Here is a 17,014-nt window from a genome sequence, read left to right as displayed (position 1 = left end):
CTTTTGATAATTGTTTATAAATGGCGTTGGTTGTCAACCTAACGAGGCACTTAACCTGTATTTGTGGTTTTGTCGACGTGCATACCGGCGGCAAAGTTGTCGCGAAATTTGCATAAAAAAGCGGAGCTGCGCAAGTGGCGAGGCGCCATAAGCAATTTCCATAGCAATGTCAGGTTGAAGCAGGTGTTAGGTTATCTGTTTTTTAATTCTGGATAATTTGATATATCACTTTGCAAGAACAAGTAAGGTATTAATACTAATATTATATAGGTTATAACAAAAGAAATACAATAAAATAGAATGCTAATTTTACCCCAGATTATATTTAGTTTATTAATGTGTATTATTTTATTAGTTAATAATAAGCTCCATGAAAATGTCACAATAAAAGAAAATAATAATGTTATTTTCGATGTTGAAATATTTGCCCCTGATACTGGGTTACAATAGTTATTGTTACTCGCTTTATTTACCATACAAAAATACACACGATTCATCGGAGGCATCTTTTCCTCATATAATTGAATTAATTGTATGAAATTGGTAATCCAATAGTAATATCCTTTACATGACCAATGCCAGAATATAGACACAAGCAATCCGATAGATAGAATTATTATTTTTTCGAAATTTAATTCTGTTTTTTCTACAATGCTGTAGTATCCAACAAAAATCGCCCCAACTGCAACATAAAAAAAAGTCATCCATTTATTGAAATTATCATAATGAAAATTTCTCGCTTTGATTAATAAATGATATTGTTCTTCATTGTTCATATTTTTACTCCTCTCGATATAATAACAATATTTACAAACTAATACTTATAATTTTGATTACATCAATATGCATATTATCTGAATAAATATTTTCTCTTGCCCGCTTTTAGGTGGGGTAATTTAACTACCGCTTAACCTGCATTGCCGTAAAGGCAATGGCAGGCTGAAGCGGGGGTTATGTGTTTTTTACTTCAATACAAAAATTACATCTGCATAAGTTGTATAAATTTTAGATTTACCTTGAAAGGTGAAATCAATTTTCATATCATTCAAAGATTTTTTGTCAAAATTATTCAAATAATTATAAATTGACGGCTTTAATAAATCTAAATTTCTTTTTAATTTCCAAGAAGCAGAAAAATCATCTGTATCTATTAAAACCAAAAATAAACGATTCTCAGAACCAAACCTCATTTCTCCTTGATTCTCATATAACCATTTAGCAAGTAATTTAGGATTTTTTATACATTCTTTTACAATACCAAGATTTTCTTGTTTAAGTGTGCTTAAGACCTCTAAACTTTCTTTTGAATTTCTATCCTTGAGTTTTTCTGAAATTTCATAATGAATTTCATTTATCTTTGCATCCTTATCATAAGTAATTCCAAGCTCTTTTGCCTTAGACTTTAAGTAAGTTAATTCTACGGGATAACCTTTTAATTTCCTTTGAGCTTTCAGGAATTCAGCAGGAAAGTAAGTGACTTTCAAATCAAAAGGTATTTGATTTACAAAAAAATCTACACTTTTTATTTGTCCTACAGTTGGCAATACAATTTTATGAGATTTGAAAATATGTTCAATTAAAATGCTTGACCAGTGATTATACCAACTGTTTAAAACATATCCCTGAACAGCGTGTTTTATTTCTTTATCAAATTTTGAAGTTAATTCATCGAATGATTGAATGATTTTTACATAATGACTAACCAAGTATTTGTCTAGTGAATTCTGATAATCTCCACCCCATTCAAAATTTTGTAATTTATAAAGTTCTGAAACTAGCTTTTCTTGATCCAATTCCTTCAAGATTTGTACATTCTTAAAAAGAATGTATGAATCAAGTTTCTTATGTGATTCATCTACATTAGTGGTAAGCAAATTGAAGAGTTCTTCAAACTGTTTTATTAAAGAAGTTGTTTCTAAAAAAATCTGATTTTCAGAACAAAATTCATTGATAATTTCTTTTCGTACTATAGATTTAACTTTTAGCCATAGCAGTGCTTCTTTGTTATCTGTAAAGGGAAGCAACTCTCCCACATCATAAACAGACTTCCATTTGTTAAAATTATTAAGCATTTTTCACATCCTTAAATGGTTTATCACTTGTCCAACCATTTATTTTATTGAATATGCCAAGCGTTTTTTCCGTTTTTAAATGATTAAAAACTAATACATAATCGGATTTCATCGCTCCTTTTCTATTGTCTTGCACAACAGAGTTCGCAGAATATTCCATCGGAAAAGAACCTAGATAAACCAGAGAATTTTGTTTTTCAATGCTATCAAAAAAGCTCCAGCCATTCTTATCTTTTGCATTAAAATACAATAATAAATAACCATCTTTTGCTAGGATACGCGATGATTCAGTTAAAATTTCACGCATGTCATTCAAGTATTCATCTTTATTTTTGTTACGAGTTTTCGCATTTGAAACAACAATCTCTTCTGAAAAATCAGACTGTTTATTCAACAAGCAGTTCCACATTTCACATAACTCCAAATAAGGAATTCTGTCACTATGTGGCGGGTCTGTAATAATAAGTTTTATAGACTCAGATGGTATTTTCTTCAATTCATTCTTTGAGTTTCCTTGAATAATTCCTATCGCGGCTTTTTTTGTATAAAAGTCAGAAACTGTATTTTTATATGATACAGGAGAAGCCTCCTGCTCTAACAATGCTTTATATAATTTGTTAGCCCTGTTTTCAAAAGAATTCCAGACATTTATTTCAAAATGTAAGTCAGGTCTCCACAATCCAATAACCCAACTACCAACTTCGATTTTTTCTGATTGTTGATTTTTAGTTTTTCCGCGACCTGTAATAGCAAACACCATGTTTGACATTTGTCCAGATGATGATGTTAATGTTAATTGCAAAGCTCTTTTTAAGTCTCCAGAAAACTTGTTAATCTCATCGAGAATTAAATCAATATTATACAATGCCCGTTTTGTAAATAAATCGTATACGGTCATATTTTCCAAGGAATTTATCCTTGAGTTTTCAAAAAAAGTTCCTTTTCGAATATTCCTGATAGAATAGCTTTCAAATTTCTTGATTTTACTTAAATCAAACTTTGTAGGTTTTAACTGTATTTTTTTTCGAGAAGTATTATTTTTAGTCCATACTTCTTGCAATGTATCTTTGTACCATAAAAAATGCGTTGCAACATCATTATTTTCCAACGAATAACTTTTTGAAATCTGTGGCAATACAGTTTTCTTTATTAAATTTATTGCTTTTTTATAATCTTCTGCTTTTGGCAATGACAGTAAAAATAATGTATGCTCAATCGAGAAAGGATTTATATCTATCCCTAAAAAACGCCTGCCTAAATTATGAGCTTCTTTAGAAATTAATCCGGAGCCTAAAAACGGATCAAAAACAATATCATTTTTATTCGTACAATTTTCTATGCAGTAATTCAAACTTTCAATAGGTTTCTTACCCCAATACTTATGAAAAGCATAAATACCTTTATAAGTTTTTGGATTTGATATACTTTCTGCAGTGTGGTTTTCTTTTATGTCAAAAAGCGTTGGCTGATTCATAGTGCACATAATACAATATTTCTTTTAAAATTTCTATATAAACACAAAAACAGCACCCCTGTGGGGTGTCCACATAACATTCGCTTAACCTGCATTTGCGGCTAGTCCGCAATGTCAGGTTGAAGCGGGTGTTAGGTGGTTTTCTCAAGTAAAACTTTTCCAATAATAAATAGTTCTCCAAATTCATTTAGGAAAGGTTTATTTAATCGTTTATTTATTTCATTATAAAAATACTTGCCATCATAATCATAAGTCCTGATTATGTTTGTATAATCTATTGCGTCATTACATGTTATGGTTCCCTTTCTTGCTATTCGACCACCTGCTATAGAATGATTACCACTATTTACAAAATAGAAATTAAAAGGTTTTACCAATGTTATACTATGATAAACCTCTTCTTTCCATACAAAGTCAGAGTTTGGGATTTCTTGCAACATCCAAAGAACACTGCCCTTTTTCCATGGAAATGATAAAACAGCGGAATCGTTAAGATTCATTTCATGTTCCACAATTTCTGTTTTAACAGATTTACAAAATGGATAGTCCTTTTCAAACTGACAGAAATCAATAAATAACTGATTCATTCGTAAGTTTGCCATTGAGCAATGTTCTTTGTTCAGTAATACTGAACTTATATATTTATAAATTACTAAATCACACAGATGACTTGTAATATTTTGTAATTCAGTTACATTGTAGTTTTTTATTTCGTTGTATAAACGTAAAGATGAATAAAATGCTTTTTTCTTAATTATCATATTTCCTCACGCAAACCGTCCGTCTAACACTTGCTTAACCTGGATTTGCGTAAAGGCAATGTCAGGTTTAAGCGAAGGTTAGGCGAAAAGAAAGTAATTACAATCTATGCAAACAACTAATTATCAATTTTATATGGATAAATCCTTTCATTTGCTAAATTTATATAATCATTATTTATTTCATATCCTATATAATGCCGTTGAGATTTTAAAGCTCCTATAGCAGTTGTTCCGCTGCCCATAAAAGGGTCCAAAACTATATCATTTTTAAAAGAATATAATTGAATCAATCTATAAGGTAATTCGATCGGAAAAGGAGCCGGATGTCCGACCCTCTTTGCACTTTCAGCATTCATTGTCCAAATTGACTTTGTCCATTCCATAAACTCTTCACGCTGTATGATGTTTTCTTTTTGTAACTGTTGGCGTTTATAATTTTCTTTTGAAAAAACTAATAATATCTCTTAATGTAGGGTTTGATGCGCTTTGCCAACTGCCCCATGCTGTTGAAGGACTGGCACTTGCCGCCTTATTCCAGATAATTTCTCCTCGCATATTAAAACCTATATCTATAATCATTTTTGAAAGATAATCTGATAATGGAATATACGGTTTGCGTCCTAAATTTGCAATATTTATACATGCCCTCCCTCCATTTACAAGCACCCGGTATGTTTCGGAAAAAGCATTCTCAAGAAGTTTCAAATATTCTTCCAATGATAAATCATCATCATATTCTTTTTATACATTGTGGGGAGGAGATGTTATCATTAAATGCAAAGAATTATCGGGTATTTTATTCATATTTTCACACGAGCCTAATATAATTGAATCAAGTAATTCTTTCGGAAAAGGATTTTCAATATCAGAAATAATTTGTTCTTTTTTTTCTAATTCTTTATATAATTTTGAATCATAAAATTTACTGGAATCATGATTTATTCTTCCTCAAAATAATCACTATCGATCCTTTTTAACTCGTAACTATGTAAAGGAGCAACACCTAAATTATATTCTATCATTAAATTTGCAAGTTCAATTCCATCTATTAAAATGACTTTCGTATCATTCATCGGTTTATATTCCTGTGCTTCTTTTGAAAACGATGAAGCTGTTATAAAAATTCCTTTCTTCGCACCTTGCCCAGCCAATGCACCGACAAATTTTTGAATTTCGGGACGTCCTATTATATTATTTTCTTTCCATCTTTTTGCCTGGATATAAATTACATCCAAACCTAATTTATCTTCTTTTATTATACCGTCTATTCCTTCATCTCCCGATTTTCCAACTGCTCTTCCCGCATCTTTTATTGAACCGCCATATCCCATTTTTACAAGTAAAGCGACAACTAATCGTTCAAAAAAAGATGGATTTACTTTTCTGATTTTTTCAAGCAACTCTTCTGCTAATGATTTTTGAAAATCTTGAAATGCACCATCAATTAATTCTTCTGGAGTTTGATTTATATATTCAGTTTCAAAGTCTATTTTTTCTTTTTTGGGATTTACTTTGTTTCTAAACTCTACGAATTCATCAAATTGTTTTAGGAATTTATTGTCAATCTTTTGAGGATTTTCTTTTAAAATTTGTTTTCCTCTTTCAGTAATTTTTATAGAACCTTTTGTTTCTGAATTTATAAGATTCGCTTTTTTTAAGTATGTTCTTGCCCATCCGACACGATTATAAAAAACGCTTTGAGTACCACTGGGAATCATAATTCCCAACTCGTCTTCCGTCAGTGAAAATTCTTCAGCAAGTTTTTCAATTATATCTTTTATTTTATGTTCATTTCCATCTGCAACACATTTTAAAACAGGAAGCATTAATGTTTGATAATCGGGAATCTCTTTCAAATTTTTATATCTCCTTTTTTTTTAATCAAATTATTGGGACTGTGTATAACATTGTTTTTAACCGAAAAGCTGTTTAAAGTCTTCAGCATGGAACTTAAAGACATCATTTTCCGTAGCAATAAAAGATAAATCATTAAATAATGAAACAAAGTGTCCGATATAATCAAAATCACATTGTTATAAAAAAACGCCACATCAGTCATCAAAATCAATTTAATTTATCGATTTATTTCCACTATTGTCTGGAGTGCAAGGCTCATCATGTTCGTAAAAGAAGTTTGCCTTTCTTGTGCTGTGGTTTGAGTTCCTTTTAGAATGTGATCGCTTACGGTCATTATTGCCATTGCTCGCCTTTTGTATTGGGCTGCGAGCGTAAAAAGCTCTGCGCTTTCCATCTCGATTCCTTTAACGCCGTATTTTGCCCAGGTTTTCCAGTTGGAATTTATATCATAAAAAAAGTCTGAAGATGCGACAGAGCCAACCGAATATCTTATCTTCATATATTGAGCAATTCGGTCTGCCGTTTTTACAAGCGAAAAATCTGCAGTTGGTGCAAAATGAAGATTTTCAAATCTCTGATTTAACAAGGAAGAATCCGAGCATGCGGAATTTACTATTATCGTATCACGCAGTTCCAGATCTTCCTGAATCGCTCCACAAGTCCCAACCCTTATAGCGTTTTCAACTCCATAATCTTTAAAAAGCTCTGTTACATAGATAGAAAGTGAAGGCTGCCCCATTCCTGTTCCCTGCACGCTTATTGGAACACCTTTGTATGTTCCAGTAAAACCTAACATTCCACGAACTTCATTGTAAAGTTTTGGATTTTCAAGAAAATTTTCTGCTATAAACTTTGCCCTTAAAGGATCCCCTGGAAGAAGTATATTTTTTGCAATCGCGCCTTGTGGTGCATTTATATGTGTACTCATGGTTTTATTGTAGCACAGGTATCAAAGTTTTTTTAATTTTAACAAAAGAAAACTCCGTATATCGCGCCTGCTAAAACTATAAAAACAGGATGAAATTCTGTCTTAAAGAGAAGAACAAGGCACAAAAGATAGAAAACCACATTTAAAGCGCTTAATGTTATTCCGCCTTGCCAGGTTGAAATCATAAAAGCATTAAAAGAAGGAAGAATTGTAACCATCGCTAAAATCAAAACTCTTGCAGCTGCAACCGCTATAACTCCAGAAACCGCTGGACGCAAGGTCGAAAATGCTGCCTGCACACCTTTTTTCTCTGAAAATTTACCGAAAAAACGCACAATCAAAATTATAGTTATGAGAGAAGGCAAAACCTGACCAAAAGTTGTAATTACACCTCCAAAAACACCGTACAATTCTGTTCCCACATAGGTTGCCATATTTATGCCTATTGGCCCTGGTGTTGATTCAGAGATTGCAACCATATTAAAAAATTTTTCTTCGCTCAAAAGTGGAAAATTATCAACAAGCATCTGCTGCATTATCGTTATTCCAACCTGCCCTCCGCCTATAGTTATTAGTCCAATGTAAAAAAATAGCCCTGCAAGACAAAAAAGCCCCGGAATCGTTTGACTTTGTATTTCATTCATTAAAAATTCACTCATAATTTCTCCAAAAATAAGTCTTATAAATAGAAAATAACTTGAGTTTTATTCATTTTTTCCTTTACGATTTAGAACTTTTTCTTTAAAAAGTAAAATCACAAGTCCTGGAACACAACTTCCAAAAATTACACAGACTGTAGGAATTTTAAACACAAAGATTAAAACAAAAGCTAAAACCAAAAGAAAAAAACCAAAGGCGTCTTTTACCGATTTTTTTGCAAATTTATATACAGCATTGGTCAATATTGCAGCAACGGCAACGTTTATTCCGCGAAGCGCTTTTTGAACCCACAGGAGTTCTGCAAAGTTGTTTATAAAAATTGCGATAATAGTGATTATTATTATCGAAGGCAAAACCATCGCAAAAGTCGCAACGCAGGCACCGACTACGCCTGCCTTTTTATATCCTATAAAAGTAGAAACATTTACAGCGATGATTCCCGGAGTTGACTGACCTATTGCAAACCAGTCCAAAAGTTCGTTGGAAGTTGTCCACCCGCGCTTTTCTACAAGTTCCCTCTCGAGAATTGGAAGCATTGCGATTCCGCCACCAAAGGTAAAAAGCCCAACTTTAAAAAGCAAACAAAAAAGTTGCCAAAGGATGTTGATTTTTTTCTCCATAAAATATTTCCTATTTTTAACGAATGCGTCTTCATTTTTGATTTAAAACATAAACTCAAAAAGATAAAAGATTTATCCAAATTTTATAATGCAAAAGCTGCTTTTGTTACAAGCGTTTTTTTCTTTTTTTACTTGTCCGTTTTTATGGCACAGCGCGCATAAAGCATATTCAGCGTTCTTAACCATTGAGATTTTTCTTCTGCAATTTCTCCGTAGAGCATGTCGCTTCTCATTCGCCAAGTCCAGTTTTGAGAGCTAGTTCCTGGAGTGTTCATTCTGCAATCAGAGCCAAAATTATAAAGGTCTTGAAGAGGAACTATAGCAAACACCGCTGTACTAGCAAAACAGAGCGAAACCAGTTTTCTGCACAACTCTCCACTGTTTCGCATTGAAATTGCTTCTTCTTTAAAAACCTCGCGACCTTCGACATAACTTGCAACAAGGCACAAACATTCTTCGCTCATAGCGTTAAGACTCCCTTGAGTCGTGTCGTTATCGTGAGTTCCTGTATAGGCAACAGAATTTGGATTTGTATATGTATGCGGCAAAAATGAATTTATTAAAGCTCCTTTTTGTGCTTCTGCTGTATCAAAGCCAAACTGCAAAACTTTCATCCCTGGAAAATTCGTCTTTTTAAGCAAATTGCGAACGCTGTCATTTATTTCGCCCAAGTCTTCTGCCAAAAGCGGTAAATCTCCAAGCGATTTTTTTACGCTTTCAAAAAAAGCAAAGCCCGGACCTTTTAACCAGCGTCCTTTTTCCGCGGTCTTTTGTCCGTATTTTACAGCCCAATAAGAGTCAAAGCCTCTAAAATGATCTATCCGCACGTAGTCAAAAAGTTCGCACATCTTTTTAAATCGCAAAATCCACCAACTATAGCCGTCTTGTGCGAGTGCCTTCCAGTTATAAAGAGGATTTCCCCAAAGTTGCCCAGTAGGACTAAAATAATCTGGAGGAACGCCAGCCACAAATTTTGGAAGCGAATTTTCGTCGAGTTGAAAAAACTTTTGATTTGCCCAAACATCCGCGCTGTCCGCACTCACGAAAATCGGCATATCGCCTATTATTTCTACATCTTTCAATTTTGCATATTCGTGAAGTTCATTCCATTGAGTAAAAGCAAAAAATTGAGTGAGTTTTATGCAAAAAATTTCTTCAGCATGAGATTTTTCCCACTCCCTTATTGCATTTTTTTCGTGATGGCGCAAATCTTCGCACCAAGCCTTGTTCCAAATTCCCTTGTCTTCAAAATGCGATTTTATGCTCATAAAAGCAGCGTAATCCTTAAGCCAAAAATCGTTTTCTTTGCAGAACTGCTCAAATTCTTTTGCAGCAGAAAATCCTTTTTTTTGAATGCGAAAGGCAATTTTTTTTAGAACTTCGGTTTTCCAAATCACAGTCGAGCCAAAATCTATATTTCCATCTTTTTTTATGTGTGGCGGAATCTCAACCTCATCTTGAGTTGCCCAAAGCCGTTCCACTAAATTTTCAAAATCTATAAGGAGAGGATTTAACGCAAAGGCCGAAAATGCCTGATAAGGAGAGTCACCATAGCCCGTAGGACCCAGCGGCAAAACCTGCCAAAGACCAATTTTTGAGCGTGAAAGATAGTCAATAAAATCAAAGGCTGCTTTTCCGAAAGTGCCGATTGCATAAGAATTTGGCAAAGAAGTGGGATGAACAAGAATTCCCGATTTTCTGGATAATTTCATTTTTTAATTCTAGCACACAACAACTTTTTGAAGTAGAGTTTTTATGATATGGATTTTTCAAAGATGAAATTTAATGAGTTTTTATTTATTGCACTCGCATTGATTTGTTTTTCATTTTTTTCCTGCACACAAAAGAACGACACTTTGACTTTTGATGCGATGGACACGCTCATAACGATAAAATCAAATGGAAAAAACGCAAAAGCGGCAAATCAAAAAGCGAAAGAAGAGATAGAGCGGATTGAAAATTTAATTTCTGTAACAAAAGAAAATTCCACAATAAAACTTTTAAACGACGCAAAAGATTTTCCGCACAAATTAGATGGCGAAACTTATTTTTTAATCGATTTTGCGTTACGAATTGCACGGCAAACTGGAGGTGCACTGAATCCGTTTTTGTATCCTGCAACTAAACTCTGGGGCTTTACAACGGGAAATTTTAAAGTTCCTTCCCAAAATGAAATCGATTCCGTCTTAAAATTTATAGATTTTCCAAAAGTAAAACTCCAAAAGCACGAAAGCGGACATTTTTTGACAATGCAAAGCGGAATGCAGTGCGACTTGGGTGCTGTTGGAAAAGGTTACGCTTCTGACAGAGCAAAGCAGATTTTAAAAGAGAATGGAATAGAATCTGCGGTTATAGATTTAGGAGGAAACATCAATCTTTTAGGTGCAAAAAAAACAGGTGGCAAAATTGAAGACTGGAAAGTCGGGATAAAAAATCCTTTCTTTCCGCAAAAAAACGAAAATCTTGCGATAGGCTTTATAACGGCAAACGATAAAGCGATTGTGACAAGTGGAGGATACGAAAGATTTTTTACAGATGACGAAGGAAACACCTTTATCCATATTTTTGATTCAAAAACTGCAAAACCAGTTGAAAACGACATTGCAAGCGTTACGGTTGTTGCTCAAAGCGGTTTGTATGCGGATTCGCTCAGCACAGCCTTGTTCGTTTTAGGAAAAAACGATGCCGAAAACTACTGGAAGGCTCATCGCGATTTTGAATATTTAATCGTTTTTAAAGATGGAAGTGTATTTTGCTCGCAGGGATTAAAAAATGATTTTACACTTCTTCGTTAAAGTTTTTTAAGGTGAGTGCAATCATAGAATTTTTTGGAAATTTTATCTTTGTGCACGCTTGCGACAAAGCGATAGAAGAAGAAAGCCTAAGCGCACGGCGAACATTATCCAATAAAAGTTCAGCGGAGTTTTGATTCAATAAAAAAGGAACTAAAATTATAAAAGCCCACAAAAAAAGATGATTCAAAAGACGAAATTTTCTTTTTGCAAAAAATTGAAGGCACAAGCACACTGCTAAAAAAATCGTTAAAAGTATAAGATTTTTTATAAAAAAAATTGCAACAGAAAAACCTGTTATGCAAAAGATTAAAATGTAAAATTTAGTTTTACTCATCTGCTTTTCTTGAATAGATTTTTGTTCGCTTCCTACAGATTTTTTACAAGAAGAATCTCCAGAATCATCAATCGATGAAAAATCAAATTTTAACTTTAAAGCAACACTCGCACTTAAAACCGAACTAAAAAGGCTAAAAAAAAGCATTGGTCCTAAAAAAACAGACAAATCCTGCTTCATATAAAAAGAACAGAAAAGAATTTGAACAACCGCGCTAAACGCTGCACCCAAAGCCGAAAGCCCAAACACAGAATTGAGATGCAACTTATTGACCGCATACATAAGGCTTCCTGAAAAAACAGATTGCACAAAACTTACAATAAAAAAAGGAGAAAACAAAGTTCCGCTTATCGTGCAGGCAGCAAAAGATTTTAAAACGCACAGGGCAAAAAAAACAGAATAGGAAAAATCAAAGGATTTTAAGATAACAGCATTTGAAAGTCCAATCTTAAAAAACGGAAAAATCTGTGGAAAAAATTGTTCTTTATAAGAAAGTGCCAATGCTTTTGAAGTTAAAAAAGCAAGCAGAGACCTTTTTTCGTTATTGAGTAACGGCATCAAAGTGCTCCTTTGTCTTTTTTGTGCGGTGAATTATTTTTTTTGAGTTATCTTTTAAAACTTGAATCATAACTTTGTTTGGAGCACAGATTATCAAATCGCTTTTGCCTGCTCGTATGCAGTTTTTGTTTGGGCAGGCAGACGATAAAACTTTGACTTTGTAATCTTTTATTTGAATTTCTGTAATTCCCAACGCGCCTTGTACTTTGTATATTCTTTGTTCTTTAGTGAGTGGAATTTCGTAAGTTTTTGACTGAGTTTTTATTAAAACAGAATCAGTGTGCTTGCCCTTAAAAATTAAAAGCGTAAAATACGACGCTGTAAAAAAGATGATGATAAAAAAAATTACATCCAAAAGCTTCAACGATTTTTTTATAGCAAAGAAAAAATTCGCTCTCAAAAATTTCTAGCCTTTTTCTGTACAAAAATCTGTGCGAGCTGACTTAAAATTATCGCAAAGAACATTATAGAACAGCCCATAATTTCTCTTAAAGAAAGAATTTTTCCGCCTGCTAAAAACCAAACAGCAAAGGCTGCTTCCATTAAAACCGCAAATACGCTTTCCATGCACATTATTAAAGAAGCAAGAGTAGCTTCGCAAAATTGCTGTCCTATAACCTGCAATGTATAGGCAACTCCAGAACTCATAATTCCAGCATACAAAATTGAAAGTCCTGCGGATTTTATAGATGTTAAGTTTGGCTTTTCGAAGATAAACATTAAAACAAAAGTTATTAAGCCAGAAACAAAAAATTGAACACAACTCAATTTTACGCCATCCAAACCTGGAGCAAAGCGTTCTATTAAGAGTATTTGAATTGCGAAAAAAAATGCACAGATAAAAGCAAGTATGTCGCTTTGTGTTATTGAACCAAGTCCTCTTTCGTCTATGCACAAAAAATAAAGCCCCAAAAAACCTATGAAGACGCAAACCCAAGTTACTATAGAAACCCTTTTTTTTAAGAAAATTCCGATTATTGGAACCAAAAACATATAGGCCGCAGTTATAAAGGCGATTTTTCCAGAAGAATGATTTGGATCAACAAAGGCAAACTGCTGAAAATTAGACGCAAAACAAAGCGCAAGCCCCATAAAAGTGCCATACACAAAGATTTTTTTGTCGTCTAAGCGGCGTTGCTCCCTTGCCTCTTTTGTCTTTGAACCAAAAGTAAATCTTTCTTTTAGAAAAATAACTGGAAGGAGTGAAAAAGCCCCAATTAGTGTTCTTATGCTATTAAAAGTAAAAGGCTTCACATGAGAGGCACCTTCGCTTTGAGCAATAAATGCACTGCCCCAGATTAGCGCTGTAAGAAGAAGTATTAAAATTCCTTTTAGTGATGTTTTTGATTGAGTCATATTTTTCCCATGATGAAGCAATATTATAGAAACGAATGGGTTTATTTACAAGAAGTAAAATTTTTAAAGAGAGATTTTGCGGTAGTGATTGTAAGGGCGCGAAGCGTTCGTAAGCGAGCAGAGCGAGCGTCGAATGAGCCGCGCAAGACGGCGAACCCTGAAAAGCACGACGGCACAAAGTGCCGGACCGCCGGAATTCTAAAACTTTGTTTTTTTTCGAAGCTTTTGATACAGCACATTTTTTCTTGTATTTATTCACTAAAAAAAAGAAATCTTATATACTTTTTTTATGAACAGCTTATTACAAATTAAAGATTTGTCGGTAAAAATAGATAAAAATCAAGTTTTGAACGGAGTAAACCTGGAAATTGGTGCAGGCGAAACTCATGTTCTTATGGGTCCCAATGGTGCTGGAAAATCCACTTTGGGATATGCAATTTTGGGAAATCCGCTTTATTCGGTTACAAGTGGAAGCATTTTATTTGAAGGCGAAGACATAACTTCTCTTTCTCCAGATAAAAGAGCGGCAAAAGGAATATTTTTGAGTTTCCAAACTCCGCTTGAAGTTCCAGGAATTTCTTTAGAAAGTTTTATCCGCAATGCATTGCAGGCACAAACTGGGCAAAGGGTTAAAATTTTTCAGTTCCAGAAGGAATTAAAAGAAAAGATGGCTCTTTTGAACATGGACGAAAGTTATGCAAAGCGCGATTTGAATGTTGGTTTTTCTGGCGGCGAAAGAAAGAAGAGTGAAATTCTTCAACTTTTGATGTTAAAACCTAAGTTTGCAATTTTAGATGAAACGGATTCTGGTCTTGATGTTGACGCAGTGCGCACTGTTTCTAACGGAATTGAGGAATACAAAAGATCGCAAAACGGCTCGCTTTTGATAATAACGCATTCGACTAAAATTCTGGAAAGTTTAAAAGTTGACAGAACTCATGTCCTTGTAAAAGGTAAAATTGTAAAGGACAGCGATGCAAATTTAGTTAAGCAGATAAATGAAAAAGGCTTTGAAGCATTTTCTTCATTTGAAAAAAAATAATTTTGAAGGATAAGTTTCCGTTCCCTATGGACTAAAAATGGATACACAAAATAAAAATAATACATCGGAAGATTTAGATATATTGGAAATTTCACAGTCGCCTTATGACTTTAGATACGAAGAAAAAGGTTTTTACAGAAATAAAAAAGGTCTTACCAAAGAGATTGTTGAAAAACTTTCTGAAGATAAAGATGACCCTCTTTGGATGAAAGAATTTCGTCTAAAATCGCTTGAAGTATACAACAGTTTAAAAGAGCCTGAATGGGGGCCTGATATTTCTGACTTGAATATGGAAGAAATTGCAACCTATGTTAGACCTAACACTAAAATGCAGGCTAAGTGGGAAGATGTTCCAGAAGATATAAAAAACACCTTTGAAAAACTTGGAATTCCTGAGGCAGAAAGAACCTCTCTTGCTGGCGTTGGCGCTCAATACGATTCTGAACTTGTCTACCACAATTTGCAGGAAGAAGTAAAAAAGCAGGGCGTTATATATACGGATTTTGAAAGTTCTTTAAAAGGCGAATATGCCGAAATGGTTAAAGAATACTTTATGCAACTAGTAAAACCAACGGACCATAAATTTGCAGCTCTGCACGGAGCGGTTTGGTCTGGTGGCAGTTTTGTTTATGTGCCAAAAGGAGTAAAGGTCGAAGTTCCATTACAGAGTTATTTTAGACTGAATGCAAAGGGTGCTGGCCAATTTGAGCATACTTTGATAATTGTTGAAGAAGGGGCGGACGTTCACTTTATTGAAGGCTGTTCTGCTCCTAAATACAATGTTGCAAATCTGCACGCAGGCTGTGTTGAACTCTACATAAAAAAAGGCGCTCATCTGCGCTACTCTACCGTTGAAAACTGGTCAAAAAATATGTACAACTTGAACACCAAGCGTGCAAGAGTTGAAGAAGGTGCCGCTGTAGAATGGATTTCGGGATCTTTTGGAAGCCACATTTCATATCTTTACCCGGAAAGCGATTTGGTTGGAAAAGGTGCCAGAGCAGAGTTCACTGGTGTAACTTTTGCAGGAGAAGGACAACAGTTGGACACAGGTGCAAAGATGATTCACCTTGCGCCAAATACAACATCTTTGATTACTACAAAATCGCTTTCCAAAGGCGGCGGAGTTTCGATATACCGCAGTGCAATCTATATAGCAAAAGAGGCAAAGGGAGCTAAAGCAAGCGTAAGCTGCGAAAGTTTGATGTTAGACAGCAAGAGCCGCTCGGACACCGTGCCAGCAATGGAAATTCACACGGACGACTGCGATGTGGGGCACGAAGCAAAAATCGGAAGAATTTCTAACGATGCAATCTTTTATCTTATGAGCCGTGGACTTTCGGAAGACGAAGCGCGCACGATGATTGTTTCTGGATTTGCAAATCCTGTTTCTAAAGAACTTCCGCTGGAATACGCTGTGGAGATGAATAATCTCATCCGCCTCGAAATGAAAGGAAATATGTAAAATGAAAAAAAATCTTTCATATCACAACATAAACGAAATCCCATACCTTACTTGGAATTGGATTAAGATAAATCGTGCAAGTTTGCAAGCAAAAGTCGAAGAAGAAATTACAGATTGTGCAAGAGTAAAAAACGTTCCAAAGGGCACTAAAATTTTCTATGATGGAGATTCAAAATTAAACGAAATTGAATCCTGCCTTCCAAAAACTATGGAGCACAAGTCTAGCGAAGATACGACAAAAATCATAAATTCGTTTGCTGCTAAAAAGATGGGAATTCTCGCACAAGGCGAATGCGAAGCACCTCTAATCATAAATTTCGATTTAAAAGACGGAAAAACATATTGTGCAAAGCAGAGCATCGTTGCAGAAGAAAATGCGAACATAACGATTATTTTTGACTACACTTCAAACAAAGACGCAGATGGATTTTTTGCCTTGCAAACAAAAATCTACGCAAAACAAAACTCAAAAATCCACTTGATAAAAGTTCAACTACTGGGCGAAAACGCAATACATTTGGACGACACTCAATCTCTTGCAGAAGAAAATGCGAGCATAAAAATAACACAGATTGAACTTGGAAGTAAAAAAGCATTTGTAAATGTAACTTCAAATCTGGAAGGTTTTGCAGCAAATTTTAAAAGTGAAACCGCATATATCGCAAAAAACGAGCAGGAATTCGACTTTAACTATTGCACCGTTCACACTGGCAAAAAAACCGACACAAAGATGGACGTAAAAGGAAGCCTTGCGGATAACGCCAGCAAAACTTACCGCGGAACAATAGATTTTAGAACAGGCTGCATCTCTTCTACTGGAGATGAGCAAGAAGAAACACTTTTGCTTTCTCCTAACGCAACAAATCGCTCGATTCCTATGATACTGTGCGGCGAAGAAGAAATTTCAGGAACACATGGCTCTACTTTGGGCAGGCTTGGAAGCGAGGAACTTTTTTATTTTAACTCGAGAGGAATTTCAGAAAGCGAAGCAAAGTCTATTCTGACGCGGGCAAAGGTTATGGCTTTTGCACAAAACATTCCAGATGAAAATCTCGTACAAAAAATATCTGAATATATTGGCGAAGAATAAAA

General features: G+C 34.4%; 17 protein-coding genes and 1 pseudogene. 4 read left to right on the top strand and 14 right to left on the bottom strand.

The window, feature by feature from the left end; genetic code table 11:
- Positions 1-191: 191 nt before the first annotated feature.
- The 11 genes and pseudogenes from FXX65_RS07770 to malQ form a co-directional block, all read right to left on the bottom strand.
- Positions 192-776, bottom strand: a complete 585-nt coding sequence (locus FXX65_RS07770; protein ID WP_147615793.1) for a RipA family octameric membrane protein — start codon at positions 774-776, stop codon at positions 192-194.
- A gap of 186 nt (positions 777-962) precedes the next feature.
- The gene (locus FXX65_RS07765; RefSeq protein WP_147615792.1) at positions 963-2,072 is read right to left on the bottom strand and encodes a hypothetical protein; all 1,110 of its coding nucleotides are present in this window, start codon (positions 2,070-2,072) and stop codon (positions 963-965) included.
- On the bottom strand, positions 2,065-3,546 hold the full coding sequence (locus tag FXX65_RS07760; RefSeq protein ID WP_246104358.1) for a DNA methyltransferase: 1,482 nt from the start codon (positions 3,544-3,546) through the stop codon (positions 2,065-2,067). Before FXX65_RS07760 ends, FXX65_RS07765 begins: the two co-directional genes overlap by 8 nt.
- Positions 3,547-3,677: 131 nt before the next feature.
- Positions 3,678-4,307 (bottom strand): DUF6710 family protein, encoded by a 630-nt coding sequence (locus tag FXX65_RS07750; protein ID WP_147615789.1) that lies wholly within the window; start codon positions 4,305-4,307, stop codon positions 3,678-3,680.
- Between the two features lie 116 nt (positions 4,308-4,423).
- Positions 4,424-4,708 (bottom strand): DNA-methyltransferase, encoded by a 285-nt coding sequence (locus FXX65_RS09805; protein WP_342781534.1) that lies wholly within the window; start codon positions 4,706-4,708, stop codon positions 4,424-4,426.
- A 28-nt stretch (positions 4,709-4,736) separates the two neighbouring features.
- Positions 4,737-5,033: pseudogene (locus tag FXX65_RS09800) on the bottom strand (DNA methyltransferase); the annotation flags it as partial.
- 212 nt (positions 5,034-5,245) lie between these two features.
- Positions 5,246-6,163, bottom strand: a complete 918-nt coding sequence (locus FXX65_RS07740) for a restriction endonuclease (RefSeq protein ID WP_246104357.1) — start codon at positions 6,161-6,163, stop codon at positions 5,246-5,248.
- 218 nt (positions 6,164-6,381) lie between these two features.
- On the bottom strand, positions 6,382-7,092 hold the full coding sequence (gene deoD / locus FXX65_RS07735; RefSeq protein ID WP_147615788.1) for a purine-nucleoside phosphorylase: 711 nt from the start codon (positions 7,090-7,092) through the stop codon (positions 6,382-6,384).
- A 38-nt stretch (positions 7,093-7,130) separates the two neighbouring features.
- A complete protein-coding gene (locus FXX65_RS07730; RefSeq protein ID WP_147615787.1) occupies positions 7,131-7,751 on the bottom strand; it encodes a chromate transporter in 621 nt (206 codons plus the stop codon).
- Between the two features lie 45 nt (positions 7,752-7,796).
- Positions 7,797-8,372 carry a chromate transporter gene (locus FXX65_RS07725; RefSeq protein WP_147615786.1) on the bottom strand — a complete coding sequence of 192 codons (576 nt, stop codon included), beginning with the start codon at positions 8,370-8,372 and terminating at the stop codon, positions 7,797-7,799.
- Positions 8,373-8,500: 128 nt separating this feature from the next.
- Complete coding sequence (gene malQ, locus FXX65_RS07720; protein WP_147615785.1) at positions 8,501-10,084, bottom strand: 4-alpha-glucanotransferase; 1,584 nt, start codon at positions 10,082-10,084, stop codon at positions 8,501-8,503.
- Between the two features lie 48 nt (positions 10,085-10,132).
- On the opposite strand from malQ, the gene FXX65_RS07715 reads away from it, so the two are divergent.
- Positions 10,133-11,167: an FAD:protein FMN transferase gene (locus FXX65_RS07715; protein WP_147615784.1), complete on the top strand. Its 1,035-nt coding sequence runs from the start codon at positions 10,133-10,135 to the stop codon at positions 11,165-11,167.
- Here FXX65_RS07715 and FXX65_RS07710 read toward each other — a convergent pair.
- The 3 genes from FXX65_RS07710 to FXX65_RS07700 are packed head-to-tail and all read right to left on the bottom strand — an operon-like array spanning position 11,151 to position 13,415.
- The gene (locus tag FXX65_RS07710; RefSeq protein ID WP_147615783.1) at positions 11,151-12,059 is read right to left on the bottom strand and encodes a Gx transporter family protein; all 909 of its coding nucleotides are present in this window, start codon (positions 12,057-12,059) and stop codon (positions 11,151-11,153) included. The two genes, FXX65_RS07715 and FXX65_RS07710, sit on opposite strands and share 17 nt — an antisense overlap.
- Positions 12,043-12,423 carry a NusG domain II-containing protein gene (locus FXX65_RS07705; protein ID WP_187116246.1) on the bottom strand — a complete coding sequence of 127 codons (381 nt, stop codon included), beginning with the start codon at positions 12,421-12,423 and terminating at the stop codon, positions 12,043-12,045. Before FXX65_RS07705 ends, FXX65_RS07710 begins: the two co-directional genes overlap by 17 nt.
- 32 nt (positions 12,424-12,455) lie before the next feature.
- Positions 12,456-13,415, bottom strand: coding sequence for a DMT family transporter (locus FXX65_RS07700; protein ID WP_147615781.1), 960 nt, complete (start codon positions 13,413-13,415; stop codon positions 12,456-12,458).
- 289 nt (positions 13,416-13,704) lie between these two features.
- Between FXX65_RS07700 and sufC the strand changes: the two genes are divergently transcribed.
- The 3 genes from sufC to FXX65_RS07685 are packed head-to-tail and all read left to right on the top strand — an operon-like array spanning position 13,705 to position 17,012.
- Positions 13,705-14,457 (top strand): Fe-S cluster assembly ATPase SufC, encoded by a 753-nt coding sequence (gene sufC, locus FXX65_RS07695; RefSeq protein ID WP_147615780.1) that lies wholly within the window; start codon positions 13,705-13,707, stop codon positions 14,455-14,457.
- A gap of 37 nt (positions 14,458-14,494) precedes the next feature.
- Positions 14,495-15,922, top strand: a complete 1,428-nt coding sequence (gene sufB / locus FXX65_RS07690; protein WP_147615779.1) for a Fe-S cluster assembly protein SufB — start codon at positions 14,495-14,497, stop codon at positions 15,920-15,922.
- 1 nt (position 15,923) lies between these two features.
- Positions 15,924-17,012, top strand: coding sequence for a SufB/SufD family protein (locus FXX65_RS07685; RefSeq protein ID WP_147615778.1), 1,089 nt, complete (start codon positions 15,924-15,926; stop codon positions 17,010-17,012).
- Positions 17,013-17,014: the final 2 nt, after the last annotated feature.

The sequence above is a fragment of the Treponema pectinovorum genome, assembly GCF_900497595.1.
Taxonomy (GTDB): Bacteria; Spirochaetota; Spirochaetia; order Treponematales; family Treponemataceae; genus Treponema_D; species Treponema_D pectinovorum.
Note: the sequence above shows the minus strand (reverse complement) of the source record. Positions and strands in the feature narration are given on the sequence as shown.

Excerpts from the sequence above, each read along its gene's own strand:
- FXX65_RS07770 (WP_147615793.1), bottom strand. The coding sequence starts at position 776 with ATGAACAATGAAGAACAATATCATTTATTAATCAAAGCGAGAAATTTT.
- FXX65_RS07765 (WP_147615792.1), bottom strand. The coding sequence starts at position 2,072 with ATGCTTAATAATTTTAACAAATGGAAGTCTGTTTATGATGTGGGAGAG.
- FXX65_RS07760 (WP_246104358.1), bottom strand. The coding sequence starts at position 3,546 with ATGAATCAGCCAACGCTTTTTGACATAAAAGAAAACCACACTGCAGAA.
- FXX65_RS07750 (WP_147615789.1), bottom strand. The coding sequence starts at position 4,307 with ATGATAATTAAGAAAAAAGCATTTTATTCATCTTTACGTTTATACAAC.
- deoD (WP_147615788.1), bottom strand. The coding sequence starts at position 7,092 with ATGAGTACACATATAAATGCACCACAAGGCGCGATTGCAAAAAATATA.
- FXX65_RS07730 (WP_147615787.1), bottom strand. The coding sequence starts at position 7,751 with ATGAGTGAATTTTTAATGAATGAAATACAAAGTCAAACGATTCCGGGG.
- FXX65_RS07725 (WP_147615786.1), bottom strand. The coding sequence starts at position 8,372 with ATGGAGAAAAAAATCAACATCCTTTGGCAACTTTTTTGTTTGCTTTTT.
- malQ (WP_147615785.1), bottom strand. The coding sequence starts at position 10,084 with ATGAAATTATCCAGAAAATCGGGAATTCTTGTTCATCCCACTTCTTTG.
- FXX65_RS07715 (WP_147615784.1), top strand. The coding sequence starts at position 10,133 with ATGGATTTTTCAAAGATGAAATTTAATGAGTTTTTATTTATTGCACTC.
- FXX65_RS07710 (WP_147615783.1), bottom strand. The coding sequence starts at position 12,059 with ATGCCGTTACTCAATAACGAAAAAAGGTCTCTGCTTGCTTTTTTAACT.
- FXX65_RS07700 (WP_147615781.1), bottom strand. The coding sequence starts at position 13,415 with ATGACTCAATCAAAAACATCACTAAAAGGAATTTTAATACTTCTTCTT.
- sufC (WP_147615780.1), top strand. The coding sequence starts at position 13,705 with ATGAACAGCTTATTACAAATTAAAGATTTGTCGGTAAAAATAGATAAA.
- sufB (WP_147615779.1), top strand. The coding sequence starts at position 14,495 with ATGGATACACAAAATAAAAATAATACATCGGAAGATTTAGATATATTG.
- FXX65_RS07685 (WP_147615778.1), top strand. The coding sequence starts at position 15,924 with ATGAAAAAAAATCTTTCATATCACAACATAAACGAAATCCCATACCTT.